This is a genomic window from Helicobacter japonicus (genome assembly GCF_000762845.2).
GTDB classification, from domain to species: domain Bacteria; phylum Campylobacterota; class Campylobacteria; order Campylobacterales; family Helicobacteraceae; genus Helicobacter_C; species Helicobacter_C japonicus.
Window position 1 is genome coordinate 130,456 of sequence record NZ_JRMQ02000003.1, and the last position, 18,235, is coordinate 148,690.

Genomic DNA, 18,235 nt, shown 5'->3' on the forward strand with positions numbered 1-18,235 from the left:
ATGAATGAGGGGCAAAATGATATTATTATTGGCTTAGCTGGACATATTGACCACGGAAAAACAACCCTTATTAAAGCACTCAATGGTTTTGATGGCGATACCCTCAAAGAAGAACGACAAAGGGGTATTACGCTTGATTTGAGCTTTTCACATTTGAGTTTGCCCTCACGCAATGTCGCTTTTATTGATGTGCCCGGACACGAAAAACTTGTAAAAAATATGATAGCAGGGGTATTTGGCATTGATATTTTACTTCTTGTTGTGGCTGCAAATGAAGGTATTATGCCCCAAACTATTGAGCATATAAAAATTGCGGATTTGCTTGGTATTAGCACTTGTATATGTGTCATCACAAAAATTGATACACTAAGCAACCCGCAAAATGAAATCAAAACTTTAGAATCTGCACTTATAGAACAATTTAAATCTTGTGATATGCGTCTAAAAGAATGTATTCCACTTTCTTTACACAAAAAAGCAGAAAACACAAAAGAAATTGCTTATCTTAAAGCACTCCTTAACTCTGTGCCAAAGCCTCAAAAAACAGATTTTGGCTTGTTTTTATATTATATTGACAGAAGTTTTAGTATTAAAGGTGCGGGTTGTGTCGTTACAGGAAGTGTATTAAGTGGTAAATGCTCCATTGGAGATAAACTTTATCTTTATAATATTAAACAAGAAGTCGCTGTGCGTGGTATCCAAATGCACGATGAAAGCACTACACACGCTACACCCTCTCATCGTGTCGCACTCAATCTCTCACAAGTAAGCCATAACAACATAGAAAGAGGTTTTCTTATCGCACCAAAAGGCTATTTGCGTGGATTTGATAGCATTGATGTTGGAATCTTTGGCGAAATTAAGCACAATAGCATTTATCAATTTTATTTAGGTAGCTCAAAACTCAATGCCAAAGTGCAGATTTTGCAAGAAGAATCTTGTCCTCATAGCTTTGGCACAAAGACACTTACCCTCGCTACACTTACTTGTGATAAACCTATATTTAGTATATTTTCACAACATTTTATTCTTAGGAATGATGAGGGCACATTGTGCGGAGGTGTGGTTTTAAACCCAATTATCGACCCTATCAAAAAACATACAAAAATTACCTTACTTAAAGCCCTTGCACAGAAAGATTTTCACACTGCCTTTACACTTTTAACACAGATTCATAAAAAAGGTTTTGGACTTGTAAGTTCTACTCAAAGATTCTGCCTTAGCCATACTCAAAGCCTAAAAATCGCCCAGGGGCTAGAGAAAATCTTTATTGATGAAAAATCACTCACTCTCTATCCCTTGTCGCAAGTAGAATATCTTAAAACTCATATTTTAGAAATTTTCTCACATAATAAATCTGCTCTTCTCTCTGCTCAAAGTCTCACTCTTAAATTAAAATGGGCAAGCCTTGGGCTTTGTCAGAGGGCATTTGATGAGCTTTTAGATGAAGGACAAGCCATATATAAAAATGGATTATACCTCTCGCGTTGGTGTCAGATTAAAGATATTAAAACTTATGTCCAAGAACGCATACTTGAGATTCTAACCCAAGCCCATTTTGCACCACTTGCACCTTATAATATTTATGAGCAACTTGATATTGATAAAAAAGTAGGTGATGAGGCTTTAAAAAATCTCACTCAATCCCACAAAGTCGTGCGCATTACACATAATCTCTTTGTTACCTCATCTGCTCTTAAATCTATGATAACCCTGATGCGTGAGATTATTCACACACATAGCTATGTCGATGTGAATCTATTAAGAGAACACACACATTTAAGCCGCAAATACCTCATCGGCTATCTTGAATACTTAGATAAATTTGATGACATACAATGCCTTGAAAACAAACGCACTTTAAAATACAATCAAAAGGGATATTAATGCACTTTGCTCCTATCCACCTTGACTTTTTAGCTAATTTTCCACAAAATGAAGAAGCAAATGCACTTTTAGCTAATACATTTGCTAATCCAAATACTTTTGATAATGCCTTTCTTGCTTCTTTCAAAACAGATTCTACTGCTTTAGCACATTTTTTTAACGCAACTCGTGCTTTAGCTTTTGATTATAGCTGTGGTGAGTTTTTATCACTTTTTTGTTCCCTATCTATACATAATTACCACATTGCCTTAGCTCCTAGCCTCTCTCAACAAAGCTTTTATGCAGGCAAACAATTTCACGCACTCTCTCCCAAATCACTCTCTTTTTTATCTTTAAATCAAGATGCCATTATAGAGCACATACAACCCTTGCAAAGCACTTCAGGACACATCGCCTTTTTTATTCCACTTATCAATCAAGATTTACTCACAACGAATCCTATACAAACCCTCATTGACGAGATTGTATCACTTTATCCAAATGCACTCATCTTTTGTGATATTTCACTTTTTGTAAGCTCCCTCACGCAAGAATATCTTAGCTTTTTGCACTCTCTTAAAAATCCACAAGTATGTTTTATTTGTAATGGTGAAAGTATTGGCTTAATGCGTAAAAACGCCTTTATCCTAAGTTTTGCACAAGATTTAAATCCTGCACTTAAAGCCTATAACGATACCCAGCTTTTGCGCCCTCATCTTTTTAAAGCCGCACTTAAAGCCTTAAAAGATATACTCGCTTCTCCTCAAAGCGCAGATTCTAAAGAGTATTTTTTTGAATCCTTGCAAAAACAATTACAAGATGATATTGCACTTTTTGCCCCTCTTGCCTTTAATGCGCCAAATACTCTTGCTCTGCGCTTTAAACATATTAAGGCGCGACCTTTAATCCAAAGCCTACAAATAGAGGGAATTTATGCTATTAATGGACAGGATTGCCTTTTTGGCAATGCCAAACCCTCGTTTGTGCTTGAATCTATGGGATATAAAGAAGCACAATGCCGAGAATTGCTAAGCATAAGCTATACAAAACTGGAAAATATAGAATCTATCACTCAAAGTATAGCTTCTGCATATTTGCAACTGCGACAATTCTCATAAGATTCTAAAAATCATTTTGAAAGGAAAATAATGATAAATTTCACACAAGCCCTTAATTTAGGAACATCTTTACCGCATATCACACACACTTGCACATTGCCTCTTTTTAAATCTTGTGGCAAGATTCTTGCAAAAGATATTATTGCTACGCGTCCGCTTCCTGCATTTGATAATTCTGCAATGGACGGCTATGCTATTTTACTGCAAGATTATGAAGGCGTTTGTAATAATCTTGGCAAGATTCTCGCAGGAGATAAGGCGGAGCATTTAACCTTAACACCCGGACACACTTATAAGGTAATGACAGGTTCAATGCTCCCACACAATACTCAAGCGGTTGTGCAAATTGAAATGGCGCAAGATTCAAATGGCAGAGTAAGCTTCCCAAATCCAAAACCACCTATAAAACAAGGGCAAAATATTCGTTTTCAAGGCGAGGAAATCGCGAAAAATTCACTTCTTTTACAAAAAGGCAAACGGCTTAATCATCTTGATTTAAGCATCATTGCTTCACAAGGTATAAGTGAGGTTGAAAGCTTTGTGCCGCTCAAAATAGGTATCTTTTCAAGTGGAGATGAGGTCATTGAGCCTCATCAAAACGCACAGCCTCATCAAATTTATAATACAAATGCCACAAGCCTTTATACATTGCTTAAGCAACGAGGCTATGAGTGTGTTTATCAGGGAATCTTAAAAGATAACAAACAAGCACTTTGTGAAGCAATTGAAAGATTCAGTGAATATGATGTTATCATAACAAGTGGTGGAGCGAGTGTGGGTGATGCAGATTTGATTAAAGAAGTGTTAAAATCGCAGGGAGCAAATTTTCTCTTTGATGGCATTAATGTCAAGCCCGGACGCCACCTCGCTCTTGCCACACTTGGCAAGACACTCATTATCCTACTCCCGGGCAATCCCTTAGCCTTGCTCCTTCATCTCCACACACTTATCCTGCCTATTTTAGAATCTTTGCAAGGAGGGGGTGCGTTTTATCCCCAAAGCCTCACGCTCAAAACAAGTATGCCTCTAAAACTTAAAGCTCAAACAACTTCTATAGTTCTCGGGCAATACAAAGATGAATACTTTATCCCCTATAATGGCGGAAAAATCGGCTCAAGCTCACTCACAAATATGTGGAAAAATAATGCCATTGCTCTCTTTGAAAATAAGGAATCCATACAAGAAAATACAGCAGTTAAGGTTATTTTGTATAATGCCGATTTTTGTGATATAATGAATTTTATCAATTAGATTCTCTTAGACTATCTAAAAGATAAAGGAGTAGCAATGACAAAACTCTTATTTGGAGTAAGTGATACACAAGAATGTCGCAGAGCAATTCAGACTATTATTAAATTCTTTGGGCATAGAGATGAAATTGAACTCACTCTCTTGCATGTAACGCCTGAAATTGTTGTATATGCTGAAAGTGGTATCGTAGATTATGGCACAATAGAAAATATCGAAAATGAAAAGTCAAATGCTATTCTTAATGAATTTGAATCTGCTTTCAATAAAGAGGGAATTGCGTGTCAAAAGATTCTAAAGACAGGTAATCCTATTGATGTAGTGCTTGAAATTGTTAATAACTATGATTTACTTATCATTGGTGCGAGTGAATCCTCACTCCTACATAGAATCTTTAATTCTCACCAAAATAGTTTTATTAATTCCTCTCCTATTCCGGTTTTGGTGGCAAAATAAGGAATATTTATGCGGGGGATTAGAAAAAATTTTTTTGCTTTAGGAATGCTAAGTAGCTGCCTCTATGGATCGCTTGAAGCACTAGAATTTGGCTCAATGGGTAATACTTCCGCAGCAATGGGTGGAGCTGGAGTAGCCTTAAAACATTCTGTATGGGGATTATACTATAACCCTGCACTTTTAGCAGCTGACCCACGTGTAAAAATGGGATATTCTTTAGGAGTTGGTTTAGAAGAACATAATCTTGCTGAAATTACCAAAATTGATATTAAAAATATGGCAGATACTGCAGAACGACTTGTTAATACTTTTGCGTCTGGTAGTGGAGCAAGTGCAGGTGAGGTTACAAATATAGTTAAAAATGCACTTGCCTCTGTATTACAAAGTCCTAATGGTGATGTCAAACAAGATTTAGCATCTTACCTCCAACAGCACCCTGATGGAAATTATAATGATTTGATACAAAGTGTGCTACAACAAGTGCAACAAAGTAGTGCGCTTACACCTGATCAAAAAAATATACTCAGCAGTATCGCAGGAAATATTGATTATGACCATCTTGACTTTAGTTCAAGCACAGGTGGAGGTGTAGGAGGGCTTTTGCAAAATATTACCATTGCAAAAGGTGGTGATAAAGGATTAGATAAAGCTGTAAATGATATCACTGCTGTTAAAAATATCTTTCAAGATAATAATCTCAATGTGGTAAGCCAAAATGGGGTGATTTTGCAAGTCTCCACTAAAACAATGAATGAAAGGCTTGGCTCACTTGGTGTAGCACTTTTTACTTCTTTATATTCAAGTATGTCAGTCAAAGCTGATGCTTCTCGTATGCGTCTTATCATTGATGGTGGCAATGGAAGTTATTATGAACTCACAGATAATGGCGATAGCTTTAGCTATAGCACTTCGACAAAAAGCGATTATGACAACTATTCACTTATTGCTTCATTAGATGGTAATTATCATAAGCTTATCGCTACAAGCTTTGTGCTTACTGAATTACCTGTAGGCTATGCACGCACTTTTTATCTCAAAAATGGTAATCTCAATATTGGTGTAACAGGCAAATTGATGAATGCTCTAAGTAGTCAAAATGAAATGTTTATCAATAAAAATATAGGCAAAAAAGAACTCACTGATTTTGCCTCACTTGATGGAGCCATCTCTTCAAATAATTTTGGCGTTGATATTGGTGCGCTTTATGAAATTGACTTTCCTGAATTTCGCTACCTTACTTTTGGGCTTGTAGCAAAAAATATTAACTCACCAACTTTTGAATCTACTTTTTCTAATATCACGATTAAACCACAATATCGTGTAGGTATTGGCTACAATTCAAGAAGGTTTAACCTTGCCTTTGATGCGGATTTAACCCCAAATGACCTTATTGCTTTTAGTAATATCAAACAACAAAGCCAAATGATTGGTGGGGGTATCGCCTTTGACTTTAGAGCCATTGATATGCGTGTAGGTGCAATGAAAGATTTACGACAAGATACAGGGCTTATCTTAACAGGTGGTCTAAATGTGCTAGGATTTTTGGATATTGCCTTACAAACAAGCACAAATTTTACTCGTGTAGAAAATATACCTATCCCACAGTATCTTAATATCCGTGTAGGCGGAAGCTTGAGCTTTTAGATTCTCTCATCTACCCTTATTCGTAGCCCACACCACAGAGATACAGACCCTGCGGTGCAATAGGATAATGATAATATTGCTTTTTTGCCAAAAGCTGCTCTTTAAGATTTATAAGACTCATCTCACCTCTACTCACGCTTAAAGCCGCACCTACCATAAGCCGCACTTGAGAGCGCAAAAAGCCATTTCCACGCATATAGACAACCCCCATATCTTGATAATGATAAAATCTTATGTTAAAAATCTCTCGCATATCATCTTTTGTATATGAGCCATTTTTCTTAAAAAATGTAAAATTATGTGTTCCTTTAAAAAGATTGAGTGCCGCACAAAAACGCGACAAATCGCCTATTTTCTCATAACTCACATATGCTGAAGCAAAAGGTGATGGGCGTTTATTTGAAAGTAGAAAACGATACGCACGCCATTTTGCATCAAAACGTGGATGAAAATGTGAATTTACTTTATGAAGTGAGCGTATCATAATATGAGGATAAAGTTTTGTATTTAAAAGAGAAAGTAAAAAATGCTTGTCATAGGTATGAATATGTGCATTATGAAAACTAATCACCTGTGCAGTGGCATGCACACCTTTATCTGTGCGTGAAGCACCTAGAATCTCCCCACTAATTCCCACACGCAAAAACGCTTCCTGTAATGCCCCCAACACACTTTTTTTATGTTTTTGTAACGCAAAGCCACAAAATGCACTTCCATCATAGGCAATCACCGCCTTATACTGCTGCATTAATAAAACTTTGTAATGATTTTTTTATACAACCCAAAGCTTACGCCAAACCACAACAATGGGAAAATTACCATACCTGTGAGTGGAAAATGGTCAGAGATAATATGCATACAAATAAAATATAATGCAACCGCAGCAATGACATAAAAATAAGACATATTAGAGTGGAATCGCGGATTTGCGATGCTAAAAAGTGGGATAAGAAAAATCGAAACCAAAGGAAAAAGCGAAACAAGCACAGCTTGAGCAAGTTTGCGTGATTTTTGATGGGTATTTGAATCAAAAGCATCGTGCCAATATTCAAATAAATCATAACCCCTAAGTTGTGGCTCACTCACATTTTGGCGCACACTCATCTGCTCATAATCGACTCTTTTAATTTCATCGGGTGCAGCAAAATATGAACTCCCCTTTGTGAGATTAAGCTCAAAAAGCCCTTGATTATTATTTGTCCTACCCTCTTCTGCAACAATAAATGTGTCTCCCTCAAAACCATTTTCTGAAAATAAAATGAGATTCTTATACACGCGATTTTGCACACTATCAACATACACAAGCCAATCACCAAGCTTTTGTCCAAATTCACCGGGTTTAATATTGACATCAATATCTGCCCGTTTTTGTGCCACAAAATTTTTAGAAGCACTATTAGCAAGTGGGAGCATAACGAAAGAAAACACAAAAAGAATAATCGTGGCAAGGAGAATAATAGGTAAAAAGAATCTCACTATATCAGCTGGTTTAGCTCCAAGTGAAAAACATACCATAAGCTCATATTCATACGCTAAACGCGATATTCCAAGCACTAAAGCAGCAAAAAATGTAATAGGAATAATAAAAAATAAGCTACTAGGCATAAGATACATAAATAATGTCCCCAAGTCTAAAAAGCTCATTTTTACCACATAAGTGCGCCCTGCAATATCAATAAGCAACACAACAGAAGCAATAAAAAAAAGTACGAAAAAAAAGGGAAAAAATACCTGTGCAAAAGACATAAAAAGATAACGTTTAAGCATAGAATCTCTCCCCATACTCAAACCATACAAAATGAAGTATCACTCCTATAAAGATAAAAAAACAAAAAGGAAGTTTTAACTCAAAAAGTGTGCGTTTAAAAATAAGATTTAAAAAAAGTGCATATATAAGAGCTGCGATACTCCCTAAAAAAACACTAACAAAAGCACTTGGTGCGCCAAAAGCAATACCTAAAGAGCTAAGGACAATAATATCTGCCTCACCAAGAATATCCTTATTAGCAAGAGACTGATAGAGAATCTTAAGGGTAAAAAATATTCCACCCACACCAAAGCCTAAAAGCACTCTATATATAAAACTCTCTTGTAAAAAAATACTTTCTAAAAACGCATATACCACACATACAAGAAGCAAGGAAAAATTAAGTGTATCGGGCAATGCCAGACATTTAATATCAATAATACCAAGAAGAAGTAAAAACATCAAAATTACATAAATAGCATTGATACCCTGCCACATAAGCACAACAAGAGAACATACAAAGAGAATTGCAAAATAGATTCTATAATATTTAGATGAAAAAATACTAGAGAATAAAGAGTTATTTTGCTCTGTATGAGCATACAAAGCAATAAGCACCACTGCTACAAAGCTATAACTCAAAGAAAGTGTAATAAAAATTGACATTGATGCCATTTTTGCCCTACCTCACTAAACCATCTTGCACATCAACAAAAAGACATTCTCCTAAACATTCACTACCTTCTAACACACCATTACATTTTCTAAAACGCCTAATAACTTGTTTGCTTCCTTCAAGCAAAGGAGCAACAATCACTCCACCTTCTTGTAGCTGATTAATAATTGCTTGAGGAATGCTCCTCGCACAGGCTGAAAACAAAATAGCATCAAATGGCGCATATTCTGCCCAGCCCTTTTGTCCATCATCAAGCTTAACAAAAATATTATGCGCTTGTAAGAGTTTAAATCTCTCACGCGCTTGAGTTAAAAGCTTATCAATACGTTCAATACTAAATACACGTCGAAAAAGATGGGAAAGCACCATTGCTTGATAACCACTTCCACAGCCAATTTCAAGCACAGAATCTCCACCATTTGGTGCAAGATATTCTGTCATTTGTGCCACCGTGAGCGGAGAGCTAATATATTGAGATTCTGCCATAGGTAATGCTCTTGTATCATAGGCTAAATGTGTAAAACCTGGAGGAACAAACTTTTCTCTATCCACCGCACAAAGAGCAGCAATGACTTTTGGTGAGAGAGGAAAAGTTTTTTCTATCTCATTACACATCTCTTGAGCGGCAAATCTATACATTTAGTTTATCTTTATATTTGTATTAATATATTTTCTTATACGGGAGGTCTCACTTATATCCACTTCACACGCTACAAAATGCTTTTTATCATTTTTATACACAATACCATAAGGTGTGATGATTGAACTCCCCTTTGCCATCATATCATTTGCACTATTGCTTGCTAAAACAAAGGCTTGATTTGCCACTGCTAATGCAGAGCAGAGAATCTCAAAGTGATTTTTGCGTGCCTTACCCCATTGCGCACTTACCAAAATCAAATCTGCACCCTTTATTTGCTCCCATAATTCAATGAAACGCAATTCAAAGCAAATCAAAGCAGCGCATTTAAGCCCATCAATCTCAAATATGCTAATCTCATCTTTTTCCCCTGCGGCAAAGTGCAGATGCTCATCACCAAGCGAAAAAAGCTTATGTTTGCTTTGTTTGTGAATCACTTCACCCTTGTGAAACACTTTGAGATTATTATAAAATTTCTTATTTTTTTCCTCAATCATTGTCGTAACAAGCGTATTTTTATATTTTGCGCTTGCTTCCAAAAGTCGCTCTGTTGCAAGTTTTGAAAATTCACTCGCTTCATTCATATGCTGATAAGCAAAACCACTTAATACAACTTCAGGTGTGCAGATAATCGCATTTTTGCCACATTGAGCAACAAAATCCTCTACCTGTTTAAGATTTTGTGCAAAATCTAGTCCTGTCTTGATTTGCATACTATATAATTTTTTAGAAATCATCGAAATTAAGACTCCCTTTTGAATAATTTGTAACCCGTGCCTCAAAGAAATTTGTTCTCTGTTCATTAAATTTCGCAAAATCATCTACCCATTTAATTGGATGTTTAGAATGATAAATTTCTCTAAAACCCACTGCTTGCAAGCGTCTATCTGCTAAATACTGAATATACTCACGTATAATATCTGATGTAAGACCCAAAACCTGCCCCTGCGTGATATATTCACCCCAACTTGATTCTATATCTACTGCCGTTTTAAACATTTCTATTACTTCCTCCTCAAGAGAAGGTGTAAATAAATGAGATTGTTCTTTGCGTAAAGAATTAATCATATTTTGAAACAAAAGTAAATGTGTTATTTCATCGCGTTGAATAAATCGTATCATTTGCGCAGAACCAAGCATTTTTCCACTTCGTGCAAGAGTATAAAAAAATGAGAAGCCACTATAAAAATAAATACCTTCTAGAATCTGATTAGCAAACATCGCCTTCAAAAGATTTAATTCATTCGGATTCTCTGCAAGAGACATATATACGCTCGCAATATAATCATTCTTGCTTCTAAGCTGCATATCTACACGCCACATATCATAAATTTCTTCTGTGTTTGCCGAAATAGATTCCACCATTACTGCGTAACTTTGAGAATGTAAAGCTTCTTCAAAAGCTTGACGCACAAGCACGAGATTAATCTCTGGGCTTGTGATATAAGGATTCACATTATCAATCAAATTATTTGTCTGTAATGAATCCATAAAAATAAGCTGTGCCAATGCCCTATCATAGCCTATTTTTTCTTGGGGAGTTAAGCCACCATTATAATCACGTTTATCGGCATTCATATTGACTTCTTCAGGAAGCCAAGTGTTTGCAAGCATCACTTTCCACAAATTATAAGCCCATTGATATTTAATTTTATTTAACTCAAACATACTCGTAGGATTGCCACCAAAAATGCGCCTATCAGCAACACTCTCCATTGATTTGGGATTATAAATAAGTTTGCGCGAAATAGCTTTATTCTCTTGTGTATTACTCATTAGAAAACCTTGTGAAAATTTTAAAAAAGTAGAGTTGTAATTGTATGGATTCAATGCTTAAAAGTTGATATGAATATGATTTTGTTTGAGTATATTTGGAGTAAAAATAGATTCAAAAGTGGTGCGGGAAAGAGGACTTGAACCTCCACGCCTTGCGGCGCCAGATCCTAAGTCTGGTGCGTCTGCCAATTTCGCCATTCCCGCAAAAATCTATCATTTTGTATTTGCAAAATGAAGCTTGGATTCTACTCACTTAATCTTTAAACCTTACTTAGAATCTACCCAATTTTTAATTGCCAAAACAATGTCTATGGTAGATAAACCAAGGCTAGATTCAATCATTGTGCTATTGCCGTGCGGAATAAACTCATCTTTTATTTCAAAACTTTTAAAAGCAATGTTTTGTATATTTTCTTCTGCCATAAATTCTAAAATCGCGCTCCCAACACCGCCCATATAGTAACTATCACTAAAGACACATACATATTTATGTGTAGAAAATAATTTTGCAAGTGTCTTTTTATCAAGGGGTTTTACAAAGCGCAAATCCAGCAAACTTGGCTTAAAGCCCTCTTTGGCTAACTCTTCATAAGCTTCATAAGCTCTACCCACACCATTTCCATAACCTATAAGAAGTAGTTTTTTACCTTTTTTTAACAATTCTGCTTTGCCTAATACAAATGCACTTGTAGAGAAGATTCCATCATTTAATACAAACTTGCCTCGGGGGTAGCGGAAAGCACAAGGTGAGCTATTATGATGATAAGCAAAATCCACAGCCTGTCGCAAACTTTCATTATCACGTGGAGCAAAAAGCACCATATTAGGGATAGAGCGCAAATAAGCAATATCAAATAATCCTTGGTGCGTCTCACCATCTTCACCAACAATACCTGCCCTATCAATACAAAAACGCACAGGAAGATTCAAAATCCCTACATCGTGGATAATTTGATCATAAGCACGTTGCAAAAATGTAGAATATATCGCAACAAATGGCTTAAAACCTTCTTTTGCCATTGCCGCCATAGAGGTTACAGCGTGTGCTTCACAAATAGCCACATCTATAAATCTCTGTGGTGCTTTCTCTATAAGCTTATCCAAACCTGTCCCGCTTGGCATTGCCGCTGTTACACCCACTACTTTTTCATCACTCAAATACTTTTGCAAACTCTCTGTAAAAACTGCTGTGGGTGATATAGTCGATGCTTTTTTGAGTGCAGAGCCAGTGTGTATATCAAAAGGACCAACGCCGTGCCAACGCTCAAATCGTCCTTCAGCAATCTCATAGCCCTTACCCTTTAAGGTTTGAGCGTGGATAATCACAGGCTTATTCATATCTCTAGCTTTTTGCAAAGTAGTGATAATGAGCTCTATATTATGCCCATCAATAGGACCAACATAATCAAGCCCTAATTCTTCAAACAAAATGCCAGGCGTGATAAGTTTGAGCGATTCTTCAAAACGCTTTGCAAGATAAGTCGCAGAATCTGGCATTTTTGTTAGCATTTTTTTAATGCCATCACGCATTTTCTGATATAAAGGTGTAGTAAGAATCTGCGAGAGATAATTACTAATTGCCCCAATAGGTTTAGCAATGCTCATTTCATTATCATTTAAAATAATGACCATTGGGTATTTTTTATCCCCCAATTCATTAAGTGCCTCATACACAAGCCCTGCACTCATTGAACCATCACCTATCATCACAATAGGCATTTGAATCTTAGCCCCAAGTGCCCTTGCTCTCCCCACACCCACAGCAAGAGACAAAGAAGTAGAACTATGTCCGGCAATGAAATAATCACTCACAGATTCTTTAGGATTACAGAATCCGCTAATACCTCCAAAACATCTCAAAGTATCAAATGTCTCCCATCTCCCTGTAAGAAGCTTATGTGCATAGGCTTGATGAGATACATCAAAAATAAAAGGATGTTGCTTTACATCAAAAACTGCGTGCATTCCAACAATCAAATCTACCGCACCAAGTGTTGAGCTTAAATGCCCACCATTTGAGCTTACAACCTCTAAGATTCTTTGCCTAATACGAGAAGCAATCTCATCAAGCTGTGCGACAGAAAATGTGCTTAAACTTTGATGGCTATAAGTGTAAATTTCAGCAGTCATACAAACCCTATTTAAACCTAATCACGCATATTTTCAAGCACAGATTGTTTGAGATTCTTATAACGCGACATAATTGTGCCATCAATATTGCCATTATCACTTACAATCACTACTCCTCCAAGCGATACGGCATTATCAGAGATAACTTCAACCTTTGTATTGTCCTCTAAATGTTCTTTTAAGTATATGTAATCGTTAGGATTGACCTTGATTTTGATATTTGTTGCGTCCATAATTGAATTAAGCAATTCTCGAGTAAGATTAAGGGCAATTTTTTGGGAATTCTCACCCACTTCACTTATAATCACTTCTCTAGCAATATCCACAGAGATAGCACTTAACTCTTTTTCTAACTCTTCTAAATGCTTTTGGCTTGATTTGAGAGCATTTTCAAGTGTGATAATAGAATCTACTAATGCTTTTTTCTGCGCATCAATTTCGGCAAACATATCCTCTTTAGCTTTTTCTTGCGCCTCTCTAAATCCATCTTTATAGCCCTCATCTCTCGCACTTGCTACGCGTTGCTCACTCTCTACTTGAAGCTTTTCAAACTGAATCTGTAACTTTGCAAGGGAACTGGAGAGCTCATCAGTTTTTTGCAAAAGCTTTTCTACAAGCTCCTGTTCTAAAGTTGCAATTTTTTGCGCATTAGATTCTGTATTTTCCATATTTTGAGCCTCTTCTTGAGTATGCTCAACTATAGGTGTTTCAGTAATATGAGCAGCCTCTTTATTTGTTTCTATCATTTCAGAAGTAATTGTTTTAAACTCGTATTTTTTAATATTATGATTTTTAAGTCTATCCTGCCCGATAACATTCTCTTGGTTAAGCAATGACATCGTCTTGTTCTCCTAGTTGCACCAAGCCTTGTTCTGCAAGTGTTTGCACCACTTCTACGATTTTTCTTTGTGCATTTTCAACATCACGCACTTTTACCGCACCCAAAAATTGCATTTCCTCCATAAACTGCTCACTTGCGCGTTGAGACATATTCCCCATAAATTTCTGTTTCAAATCATCAGGAGCAGATTTAAGTGCAAGGGTAAGATCTTTCTTATCCGCAATTTTAAGAATCTCTCTAATTGCATTGTTATCAAGTTTAGAAATATCTTCAAAGGTAAACATCATTTCTTTGATCTCAATAGCCAATTGCGCATCAACTTGCTCAATTTGTGCAATTGTCGCTTTTGCAGCCTTTTGTCCTAAGCGGTTGAATATTTCTGCCACAGAACGTGTGCCACCCACTTCAACTTTATAGCTTGTAAGAGATTCTAATTTACTTTCAAGCACTGCACTCACACGTTTAACAACACTTGGTGAAATATCCCCGAGGTTTGCCATACGAATAGCAACTTCCGCGCGCAACTCATCAGAAAAATATCCTAAAGTTTCTGCTGCACCACTTGCATCCATATGTGCAAGAATAAGAGCAATGGTTTGTGGGTGTTCATTAATAATAAAATCCGCAAGCTGTTGAGGACGAATTTTAGCAAGATAGGCAAAATTCTTTTGAGATTGCATTGTTTTAGCAAGTTTATCTAAAATTGCCTTTGCCGCATCTGGTCCTAATGCTTTAATCAATAAATCACGCGCATAATCCATACCACCTGTGTTGATATATTGATTTGATTGAAAAATAACATAAAACTCTTCCAACACAGCAGCACCGATAGTCTTATCCATACCACCTAACTGGGCAATTTGCTTACTTACTTCGGTAATGGCATCAATATCAAGATGGTGGAAAATCTCTGAAGTAATTTCATCGCCTAATTGCACGAGCAAAATAGCAATTTTCTCTGCCATTGATAACTCATCATATTGCGCCCTTTGACGTGGGCTAAGGTTAATTGCCATATTTCACTCCTTTGCCTTATTTATTACCCAAACCGGAACTAATATCAAGTTCATCTTTAATGAGCGTCTGAAACAAAGTACCAATTTCCTGAGGACGCTCCGCAATGACATTACGCATTTTTTCAAGTAAGACTTCATATTTAATATTATCCTCATCAAGTCCTGAACCAAGCCCTAGCTGGTCTTCCACACGTTTGCGTAGCTCACTAAATTTATTTATATCCTCTTCATCATCATCAAGTTGCATAAGAGATTCTATATCATCATCTTCTTCTTCTTGCACTTCAAGCATACGCTCTGCAAATGGTGCAACGATTTTTTTGTAAAAAACAAACAAAATCACTGCAACTATCACATATTTGAGCAATGGCATAAATGGACTAAGATAACGTTCCACTTTGTCTGAAAACATTTCTAGAGAATCTTTTGGACGATAACCAAGCTGTGTGCTTTTGAAAGGCATATTAATAACTTCAACTTGATCACCCCGTGCTTCATTATAACCAATAGCCTTTTTCACTCCTTCTAAAAACTTATCCATATCTTCCTGTGGGCGTGGAATATACTCTAGTGTCGGCTCTCCATCTTCGCCCACTACTTCTTTATATGTGCCATCTATCATTACTGAAGCACTTACACGTTTAAGCACTCCATAATGTTCATCAATATTGCTTACCTTTTTGCCAATCTCATTATTTTGAACAACTTCACTTTCTTTCTCCCATTCCATCATTTCATCATCTTTTAAGCCTTGCACTGGTCCGATATTACTCACTACTCCCGGAACACCCCCAATTTGAGGCGGACGAAATCCTTTGCGCTCTTTTTCATATTCTCTTATACTTCTTATGACAGGGCTTTGGTCAAATTCTTCTTGAGTAGATTTGCGCACACTAAAATCATAATCCATAGTTACTTGTGCCTGCACACCATCACCTACACTTGGTTGCAAAAATTTGATAATCTTTGCCTCCATAGCATTTTCTGCATTTTGTTGAAACTTCCGCTGGAATGCCGCTTGTCTCGCACGTGCTCCTTGCTGTGCTGCCTCATTATCCTCACCTAAAAGCTCACCATCTTGATTGATAATCTTTACAGCTTCCGGGACAAGTCGCTCTACTGCTGCAGCCACAAGATATTTAATCCCCACAACTTGTTCAGGCGTGAGAAACATATTATCGCGCACACTAATTTTAACAGAAGCTGAAGGGGGATGCCCACCCTGCACAAAAAGCGATTCTTTAGGCATAGAAATATTAACAATCGCCTTATCGATAGGATTCAAGCTCTCAATTGTTTTTGCAAGTTCATTTTGTTTTGCAATGAGATATTTCATATCCTGCGTGAAAGGTGTTTCTCCCACATTATTTTCAAGTAAAATATCAAAACCTACATTTTTACTTGTTTTTGGCAATCCAAGCGAACCCATATTAATGCGCTGCTCATAGACTTTATCTTTTGGAATAAGAATAATATTATCTTGAGGAATTTTATAAGGAATCTTATCTTGCTGCAATTTTTGTAAAATCGATGCACTATCTTCTGGGCTAAGATTGCTAAAAAGCACATCATAATTTTCATACTCATTGTGCGTTTCCACACGAAAAAGTATAAGATAAGTCAAAAAACTAATTAGCACAACAAGAGTAGAAAGTATAATAATCCGCTGTTTTTTATTCAGCTTATTTAAAACTTTAACAACCTGCTCAAAAATTAATTTTAAATCCACATCTACCCCTATCTATGAGTTTGTAAGTATTGTTCTATCAGCTCAAATACACGCGTATTCTGTTCTGTCTTGCCAATAGTTATACGAAAAGCATTAAGTCCATACGAGCGCAAATTACGCACTATCACACCTTTTTGTAAAAGCCACTCGCATAAATGAGTAGATTCTATCTCCTTATGCGAAAATGTAATAAAATTCCCATAAGAAGGAATAAATGTAAATCCCATTTTATGAGCAAAAGCCTCATATCTTGCCATTTCAATGGCATTTTTTTCTACACACTGCCTCATAAATGCTTGGTCTCTTAAAGCCACAAAAGCCGATTGTAAGCTTAATGTAGTAACATTAAAAGGTGGGCGTACTTTATATAACATAGAAATAATACGCTCACTTGCAACACCATAGCCTACACGCATACCGCCTAAACCATATGCTTTTGAAAAAGTCCCTAAATAAATAACATTATCAAATTGCTCTATAAAATATTGAGGATTAATAGCTTTTCTCTTATCTTTATAAGCAGCAAATTCTTGATATGCCCCATCAACAATTACAAGTGTCTCTTTATCTACTGCTTTTATGAGTTTCTCAATAGCATTTGAATCTAAACATTCACCCAAAGGATTATTTGGCACACATAAAAATATAGCACTTATATTTTTTTGGCTTTTCACTTTTTGATAAAGCTCAAGAAATTCCTCTAAGATATGCCCATCACTTTGAGTTTTAGAAATTTCTACCCCTGCAAGTTTTGCATACACTTCATACATAGCAAAAGTTGTTTTTGCCATTAGCACCTGTGCATTATGATGATTAAGTGCTTGCATACAAAATTCAATAATTTGATCGCTCCCTGCGCCAATAATGATTTGTTTAGGTGTTACATTAAAATGCAAGGCAAGGGCATCTTTAAGCTCATACATTGAATCATCAGGATATAAGCTTGCCTTATATGCATTATTTTGCAAAGATTCTATAACTAAAGGCGAAGCACCATAGGGATTTTCATTACTTCCTAATTTAATCACATCTTCTTGTTTAATGCCATATTCACGCATTACAAGCTCGATTGGCTTCCCTGCCTCATAGGTTACAATTTGTTCTAAGGTATTCTTAAACACCGCCCTATCCTTAATGCCGATAATTCAATTATTCAAGTTTCAAATGCCCCAAATAAATTATACAAATAGAACATTCTTCTTCTCTAAAGCTGTTTATTTTATCTTAAAAGTCTTAAAAAAATTATAATTTTTACGATTATTGCAAGTTTATACATTAATACACTCTATAATTTCATACATACAAATCTTTTGCACGCGTATCATCGCTTGATTTTACTCTCAAGCAA

The 18,235-nt window shown here is 36.2% G+C and carries 16 protein-coding genes and 1 tRNA gene; 5 read left to right on the top strand and 12 right to left on the bottom strand.

The genetic code is table 11. The features are described from left to right. Genes selB through traF form a run of 5 tightly spaced genes read left to right on the top strand, consistent with a single transcriptional unit; the run spans position 1 to position 6,332 of the window. Positions 1-1,887, top strand: a complete 1,887-nt coding sequence (gene selB, locus LS65_RS03840) for a selenocysteine-specific translation elongation factor (RefSeq protein WP_034361623.1) — start codon at positions 1-3, stop codon at positions 1,885-1,887. Then, on the top strand, positions 1,887-2,984 hold the full coding sequence (locus LS65_RS03845; RefSeq protein WP_034361622.1) for a cysteine desulfurase: 1,098 nt from the start codon (positions 1,887-1,889) through the stop codon (positions 2,982-2,984). The genes selB and LS65_RS03845 overlap by 1 nt, the downstream gene beginning before the upstream one ends. 30 nt (positions 2,985-3,014) lie before the next feature. Further along, positions 3,015-4,235: a molybdopterin molybdotransferase MoeA gene (locus tag LS65_RS03850; protein WP_034361620.1), complete on the top strand. Its 1,221-nt coding sequence runs from the start codon at positions 3,015-3,017 to the stop codon at positions 4,233-4,235. 36 nt (positions 4,236-4,271) lie between these two features. Continuing rightward, positions 4,272-4,688: a universal stress protein gene (locus LS65_RS03855; RefSeq protein WP_034361619.1), complete on the top strand. Its 417-nt coding sequence runs from the start codon at positions 4,272-4,274 to the stop codon at positions 4,686-4,688. 9 nt (positions 4,689-4,697) lie between these two features. Next, entirely contained in the window at positions 4,698-6,332 is a 1,635-nt protein-coding gene (traF, locus tag LS65_RS03860; RefSeq protein WP_084707899.1) for a conjugal transfer protein TraF, read from the top strand. A gap of 16 nt (positions 6,333-6,348) precedes the next feature. Here traF and truA read toward each other — a convergent pair whose 3' ends face one another. The 12 genes from truA to hisC form a co-directional block, all read right to left on the bottom strand. Further along, positions 6,349-7,080, bottom strand: a complete 732-nt coding sequence (gene truA / locus LS65_RS03865) for a tRNA pseudouridine(38-40) synthase TruA (protein ID WP_034361617.1) — start codon at positions 7,078-7,080, stop codon at positions 6,349-6,351. Continuing rightward, entirely contained in the window at positions 7,080-8,099 is a 1,020-nt protein-coding gene (locus tag LS65_RS03870) for an LptF/LptG family permease (RefSeq protein WP_034361614.1), read from the bottom strand. Before LS65_RS03870 ends, truA begins: the two co-directional genes overlap by 1 nt. Beyond that, positions 8,092-8,754 (bottom strand): prepilin peptidase, encoded by a 663-nt coding sequence (locus LS65_RS03875; RefSeq protein WP_236096616.1) that lies wholly within the window; start codon positions 8,752-8,754, stop codon positions 8,092-8,094. Before LS65_RS03875 ends, LS65_RS03870 begins: the two co-directional genes overlap by 8 nt. A gap of 7 nt (positions 8,755-8,761) precedes the next feature. Next, the gene (locus LS65_RS03880; RefSeq protein WP_201274322.1) at positions 8,762-9,370 is read right to left on the bottom strand and encodes a protein-L-isoaspartate(D-aspartate) O-methyltransferase; all 609 of its coding nucleotides are present in this window, start codon (positions 9,368-9,370) and stop codon (positions 8,762-8,764) included. A gap of 24 nt (positions 9,371-9,394) precedes the next feature. Beyond that, positions 9,395-10,132 (bottom strand): carbon-nitrogen hydrolase family protein, encoded by a 738-nt coding sequence (locus tag LS65_RS03885; protein WP_034361607.1) that lies wholly within the window; start codon positions 10,130-10,132, stop codon positions 9,395-9,397. Then, the gene (locus LS65_RS03890) at positions 10,122-11,171 is read right to left on the bottom strand and encodes a ribonucleotide-diphosphate reductase subunit beta (protein ID WP_034361606.1); all 1,050 of its coding nucleotides are present in this window, start codon (positions 11,169-11,171) and stop codon (positions 10,122-10,124) included. The genes LS65_RS03885 and LS65_RS03890 overlap by 11 nt, the downstream gene beginning before the upstream one ends. A 119-nt stretch (positions 11,172-11,290) precedes the next feature. Continuing rightward, positions 11,291-11,375 (bottom strand) — tRNA-Leu (locus LS65_RS03895). Between the two features lie 63 nt (positions 11,376-11,438). Next, positions 11,439-13,301 carry a 1-deoxy-D-xylulose-5-phosphate synthase gene (gene dxs / locus LS65_RS03900; RefSeq protein WP_034361604.1) on the bottom strand — a complete coding sequence of 621 codons (1,863 nt, stop codon included), beginning with the start codon at positions 13,299-13,301 and terminating at the stop codon, positions 11,439-11,441. A gap of 17 nt (positions 13,302-13,318) precedes the next feature. After that, the gene (gene fliH, locus LS65_RS03905) at positions 13,319-14,140 is read right to left on the bottom strand and encodes a flagellar assembly protein FliH (RefSeq protein ID WP_034361602.1); all 822 of its coding nucleotides are present in this window, start codon (positions 14,138-14,140) and stop codon (positions 13,319-13,321) included. Continuing rightward, positions 14,127-15,158: a flagellar motor switch protein FliG gene (gene fliG, locus LS65_RS03910; RefSeq protein WP_034361601.1), complete on the bottom strand. Its 1,032-nt coding sequence runs from the start codon at positions 15,156-15,158 to the stop codon at positions 14,127-14,129. The genes fliH and fliG overlap by 14 nt, the downstream gene beginning before the upstream one ends. Positions 15,159-15,174: 16 nt before the next feature. Next, on the bottom strand, positions 15,175-16,887 hold the full coding sequence (gene fliF / locus LS65_RS03915) for a flagellar basal-body MS-ring/collar protein FliF (protein WP_034361599.1): 1,713 nt from the start codon (positions 16,885-16,887) through the stop codon (positions 15,175-15,177). An 8-nt stretch (positions 16,888-16,895) separates the two neighbouring features. After that, positions 16,896-18,008, bottom strand: coding sequence for a histidinol-phosphate transaminase (hisC, locus tag LS65_RS03920; RefSeq protein WP_034361598.1), 1,113 nt, complete (start codon positions 18,006-18,008; stop codon positions 16,896-16,898). Positions 18,009-18,235 lie beyond the last annotated feature (227 nt).